This window comes from Nocardioides sp. (genome assembly GCF_036401255.1).
Lineage (GTDB): Bacteria > Actinomycetota > Actinomycetes > Propionibacteriales > Nocardioidaceae > Nocardioides.
Map to the genome: position 1 here is coordinate 1 of NZ_DASWVI010000396.1, position 3700 is coordinate 3700.

Below are 3700 nucleotides of genomic sequence, written 5' to 3' on the forward strand. Positions count from 1 at the left end.
AACTCCGTGCCGCGGTTCCACCTGACCTGGGGGACCGGTCCCGGTGTCGTCGCGCCGTTCGAGCGTCGGGTCCGCGAGCACGCCTCCTCCGGTCGGCTGCGGCTGGCGTTCCGCCACCGGGTCGACGAGCTGGTCCTCGAGGCCGGCGCCGTGACCGGCGTACGCGGCCGGGTCCTCGAGCCGAGCGCGGTCGAGCGCGGCCGCGCGAGCAGCCGCGTCGAGGTCGGCGACTTCGAGCTGCGCGCCCAGGCCGTCGTGGTCACCAGCGGCGGCATCGGCGGCAACCACGACCTGGTGCGCAAGACCTGGCCGGCGCGGCTGGGCGCCCCGCCGCGGACGATGGTGGCCGGCGTCCCGGCGCACGTCGACGGCCGGATGCTCGGCATCACGCAGGCCGCCGGCGCGAACGTCATCAACCCCGACCGGATGTGGCACTACGTCGAGGGCCTGCGCAACTGGGACCCGATCTGGGACAACCACGGCATCCGGATCCTCCCCGGCCCGTCGTCGCTGTGGCTCGACGCGGCCGGCCGGCGGCTGCCGGCGCCGTACTTCCCGGGCTTCGACACCCTGGGCACGCTCGCCCACCTGCGCGCGACCGGCTACGACTACTCGTGGTTCGTGCTCACCCAGAAGATCATCGAGAAGGAGTTCGCGCTCTCCGGCTCCGAGCAGAACCCGGACCTCACCGGCAAGGACGTCAAGCTGCTGCTCTCGCGGGTCCGCCCGGGCGCGCCGGGCCCGATCGAGGCGTTCAAGCAGCACGGCGAGGACTTCGTCGTCGCCGACTCGCTCGGCGAGCTGGTCGCGGGCATGAACCGGCTGGCCGACCCGGAGGCGCCCGCGCTCGACGAGGCCGCGCTGCGCTCGGTCATCGAGGCACGCGACCGCGAGATCGACAACGACTACGGCAAGGACGCCCAGGTCACCGCGATCCGCGGCGCCCGCCGCTACCGCGGCGACAGGCTGATCCGGGTCGCCACCCCGCACAAGCTGCTCGACCCCAAGGCCGGCCCGCTGATCGCCGTACGCCTCAACATCCTGACCCGCAAGACGCTCGGCGGCCTCGAGACCGACCTCGACGGCCGCTGCCTCACCTCCACCGGCGAGCCGCTGCCGGGGCTCTACGCCGCCGGCGAGGTCAGCGGCTTCGGCGGCGGCGGGATGATGGGCTACAACGCGCTCGAGGGCACGTTCCTCGGCGGCTGCCTGTTCTCGGGACGTACGGCGGGCCGCGCCGTCGCCCGCGCGCTCTGAGCGCCGCGGCTCAGCGCTCGAACCGCTGGCATCCGGGAGTCACCCGGTCGCGGTGGAACGCGAAGTCCTTGTCGCCGTGCACGTCGTGCGAACGCCCGAGTGCCTCGACGGTCACCACCGGCCAGTCCGAGGACCAGATGGTGACGCCGCGATCGCACCCCCGCGGGTTGAGCACGAGGACGATGTCGAACTCGCTCGTCCCTCCGGCCCGCAGGTCCCGGTCCAGCGGGAAGAGCGCGTCGATGCCGTCGTCGCCCGGCGGCGACGCAGGCTCCGCGTTCTCGGCCGTGACGACACCCCCGGTGCGGGGACCGACCAGGGGAGCGACGGCGCGGACGAGGTGGACCGTGCGCCCGCTCCCGTTCCTCACCTCCACCGTGATCACGCACCGCATCGACTCCACGGCGTCGATGACGGGGCGATGCGAGCCCGGCTTCTCGACCGTCGTCCCCGCACAGTCCGGGGAGTCCGCCGACCAGGTGACCTCGACGTCCCCCGCGATCCGCCCTGCCCAGACCAACCACCCCGCCACGGCCCCGCCGACGACGAGTGCGGCCAGCGCGACGAGCGCGATCTTCCGAGACACGCCGTCACTCTCTCATCGGGCGGCGCGAGGCGCGCGGACAACGGCAGGCGGTGCGCTTCGGGGCCTACGGCGCACGCCCGGCGAGACATCGCAGATCACTGACCGTCACGTCCGCCTGGTGAAGGCGACCTTGCCGCCGGGGAGTCTGGTCATGCGGTAGGTGGGGTCGTGGGCGCGGGCGTGGTGTCGGGGGCAGAGGAGTCGGGCGTGGTCGATGTCGGTGGGGCCTCCGGTGGCCCAGGAGGGGTCGTGGTGGACGTGGCACATGCCGGGTGGCCAGTCGCAGCCCTCGGTGGTGCAGTGCTGGTCGCGGTGGGCGATGGCGATGCGTTGGGCTCGGGTGTGGAGGCGGCGGCGTCGGCCGAGGTCGAGGACCTCGCTCTTGCCGCCGAGGACCATCGGGAGGAGGCCGGCTTCGCAGGCGAGGCGGCGGGCCTGTCCGGGGGAGATGACCGCGCCGGTGTCGAGGGTGCCAGGCTTCAACCCACCGTGCAGGGTGTCGATGGGGATGGTGACCACGACGGTGGCGGACACGCCGCCGGCGTCGGGGAGCCGGTCGGCCGGGTAGCGCTCGATCCACTCGCAGAAGGCCTGCCCGAGTCGTTCGGGTGAGGGCTTCCGTTCCCCGAGTTCTCCTTCGACCGCGGCGCGGTGCTTGGGTGCGGCGAGGGCGAGGAGTTGCTTCTTGAGCATCTGTCCCTGGGCGGACGGGAGGGTGAAGGTGCCGCGCAGCGTCCCGTCGGGGTCCTCGCGCAGGGTGAGGCGGGTGGCCATCGCGGCAGCGCGTTCTTCGGCCTCGAGGAGACGGGCGTGGTGGGCGTCGGCGGCCTCGGGGTCGATGACGTGCAGGAGGCCTTTGCCGAGGTTGGCCAGTGCCTTGGCGTCGAAGTACGCGGCTTCCCCGACCAGGTGTTCCTCGGCCTGCTGGACCAGGTCGGCGGGGACGTGGTCGGGGAGGTCCTCGACGGCCTTGATGATCGCGGTGGCCTGGTCGGGCAGTAGTTCCCCGGTCTTGAGGGCGTCGTGGACCGGTTGGTGGTCCTCGAGTGCTCCCGCGAGCTTGGTCTTGCGGTGCGCCTCGCCGTGGGTCATCCGGGTCGCATGTGCCCACCAGTTCGCCACCGAGGTCGCGCCCACGGCCTCAGGGACCCCGACGGCGGCGGCGTGGGTGGCGAGGCGGGCCTCGAGTTCGGCGACCCGGGTCGCGGCCCGCGTCGCCTCGAGCAGCGCGGCGCCGGCCTCCTCGGTGCCCATCGACCACAGTGACGCGTCGGTGATCTCGTCGAGCAGGCCGTGGACCTGGGCGAGCGCGCGGGTGACCCGGTGTCGTGGGTGGGTCATCGCGGTCATGCGGGGCTCCCGAGAGATCGTTCGTGCTTACACATTACCGAACACCAGTATGAAAAGCAACACATCGAAGGTAAAGACTCGAGCGGATCGAGCAGCCGCAGAAGCGGCGGCAGGGAAGCCGGCAGGCAACGCCGACCCGAGCGGACCGCACCCGCTTCGCTGCCGAACTGCGACGACCCGGACGAACCCGCAAGCCGAAGCACGCCGACCGCGAGGAGGCGGTGGTTTCGAGACGGTTGCTAGCGCAACCTCCTCAACCACCGCGGGCCGCTCGCGGAGCAACCTCCTCAACCACCGCGGGCCGCGCGCGGAGCAACCTCATCGACCACCGCGCTCAATGCCAACCAAGAAGAGCTAGTGCGACCCCGCCAGGTTCAGCCCGAGCACGCCGACGACGATGAGCGCGAGCGACATGACCTTGACCCAGCCCAGCGGCTCGTCGAGGAAGAGATAGCCGGCCACCGCGACCAGCGCCGTACCGACGCCCGACCAGATCGCGTACGCGAT

4 protein-coding genes are annotated in these 3700 nt (G+C 72.2%); 1 reads left to right on the plus strand and 3 read right to left on the minus strand.

Annotation, left to right across the window (positions count from 1 at the left end; all coding sequences use genetic code 11):
- Positions 1-1257: FAD-binding dehydrogenase (locus VGD85_RS18430; protein WP_331064886.1), on the plus strand; the 1257-nt coding region annotated here is incomplete at its 5' end.
- 10 nt (positions 1258-1267) lie between these two features.
- Here VGD85_RS18430 and VGD85_RS18435 read toward each other — a convergent pair.
- From VGD85_RS18435 to VGD85_RS18445, 3 genes are all read right to left on the minus strand, one after another.
- Positions 1268-1843, minus strand: a complete 576-nt coding sequence (locus tag VGD85_RS18435) for a hypothetical protein (protein ID WP_331064887.1) — start codon at positions 1841-1843, stop codon at positions 1268-1270.
- Between the two features lie 105 nt (positions 1844-1948).
- Complete coding sequence (locus VGD85_RS18440) at positions 1949-3193, minus strand: HNH endonuclease signature motif containing protein (protein ID WP_331064888.1); 1245 nt, start codon at positions 3191-3193, stop codon at positions 1949-1951.
- Positions 3194-3547: 354 nt separating this feature from the next.
- Complete coding sequence (locus tag VGD85_RS18445) at positions 3548-3700, minus strand: DMT family transporter (protein ID WP_331064889.1); 153 nt, start codon at positions 3698-3700, stop codon at positions 3548-3550.

Bases quoted from the DNA above. Each gene is read 5' to 3' on its own strand.
- VGD85_RS18440 (WP_331064888.1), bottom strand. From the start codon at position 3,193: ATGACCGCGATGACCCACCCACGACACCGGGTCACCCGCGCGCTCGCC.